The organism is Thermoactinomyces sp. FSL K6-2592 (assembly GCF_038006465.1).
Taxonomy (GTDB): Bacteria; Bacillota; Bacilli; order Thermoactinomycetales; family Thermoactinomycetaceae; genus Thermoactinomyces; species Thermoactinomyces vulgaris.
Map to the genome: position 1 here is coordinate 1 of NZ_JBBOVH010000007.1, position 1,596 is coordinate 1,596.

Genomic DNA, 1,596 nt, shown 5'->3' on the forward strand with positions numbered 1-1,596 from the left:
CAGAATGAAAACGATCCAGCTTCTTTGGATATTCACCTTTTCCACTCCTTTCTTCTCATCAAACAATTGTTATGATTAAAGATCATTATATAAATTCCTCTGCCCAAATTAAATTAGCCATAAATTTAGGGATGGGCCGATTTCTTTCTGCCCATCCCCATATTCATCTAAATCAGTATACAGTTTTATATTGATTCAAATTTATTGAATCAATTTCCGCTTTTTGAATATCATCAATTGAAATTACATATTCGTATAATAAGTATTTTCCTTCATCTTCTTTTGTTGTTGATGTTTTTAATCGATCATCATAAACATAAATCGTTACTCGTACCCTATTAAAATTCATTTCTTCGATTTCCTCTAAAAAGTTTTTTATTGATTGTTCATACTTCCCTCCGTTTTTATAAATTTCCCCAGTCCATTTAAACAAATAATCCTTATCTCCCCCGTTTTTCAGAACTTCATACACGGATGGAATCTCTCCGGTATATTTATTCGGTAATGTCCCATTGGTATAAGAGATGCTTTCAATTCTCTTTATATCAAAGTGCTTCTTTGAAATCTCCTTGATTTTTGGTTCTAACTCCTGATTCCAATAATTTAATACATAACTATCAGTGACTTGATCTGGTAACACCCAATACACGGTAGCTGGTGTATCCTTTCCATCCTCAACAGTCCCGCGAATGACATATCTGGATTCCAGTACTTGTGTGTGCTCCACCTTTGTTACCTTAAATTCTCTGTTATATGTATCCTTGATATGCTGAATTGCTACTTCTTTTGCTTTCTTTTCTGCTTCTTGATTTTCCTCAGAGGATGTATTGATTAAACTTGACTCACAACCCGTTAACGTTAAAGCAATCAAACAAATGACCAAGCCCCACTTTCCTCTCAACCATTTCCACTCCCTTTTTCTCATCAAACAATAACTAAGATCATTATATAAATTTCTCTGTCCTATTAACTCAACCATAAATCAGGGATGGGCCAATGTCTTTCTGCCCATCCCTTTTTGTTTAATGTTTGATTACTGTTTTGTATCGATCCAGATCAAGACTATCAATATCTACTTTTTGAATGTCATCAATCACAATATTGTACCGATATAATGTGTATTCACTTTCTTTAGTTTCCTCAGCTATTGATTTTAATTTATCATCAGACACATAGATCTCTATAATCACATTATTAAACCCTAATTTCTCAATCTCTTGTAAAAAACTTCTAACTCCTTGTTCATATTGACCATTTTGTTCATAAACCCTTAATGTTAAATCCAATGTATAATCAGGATCTCCTCCATTTTCTAATACATGAAAGACAGAGGGAATGTCACCGGTATACTTATCTCTTTTTCTTCCATTAGAAAAAACAATATGTTCCAACTCTCTTACATCAAAATGTTTTTGAGCCAAGGTAGTCATTTTTGGTTTTAATTCTTCCGTCCATAACGTACCTACATATGTATCTCTGATTTCGCCTTGTTCCATAATAACTGATACTTGTGTATTTTTCTCATCTTTTATATTCCCTCTAACTGTATAATTCTGTCCTGTAAAACGATCTTTACTTACTTCGGATACTTCGAAA

General features: G+C 33.0%; 2 protein-coding genes. Both read right to left on the bottom strand.

Going from position 1 to position 1,596, the window contains the following annotated elements; translation table 11 throughout:
• Positions 1 to 172 precede the first annotated feature (172 nt).
• Positions 173 to 901, bottom strand: coding sequence for a hypothetical protein (locus NYE37_RS13970; RefSeq protein WP_037998405.1), 729 nt, complete (start codon positions 899 to 901; stop codon positions 173 to 175).
• Between the two features lie 121 nt (positions 902 to 1,022).
• The coding region (locus tag NYE37_RS13975; protein ID WP_340712161.1) for a hypothetical protein at positions 1,023 to 1,596 on the bottom strand (574 nt) is incomplete at its 5' end.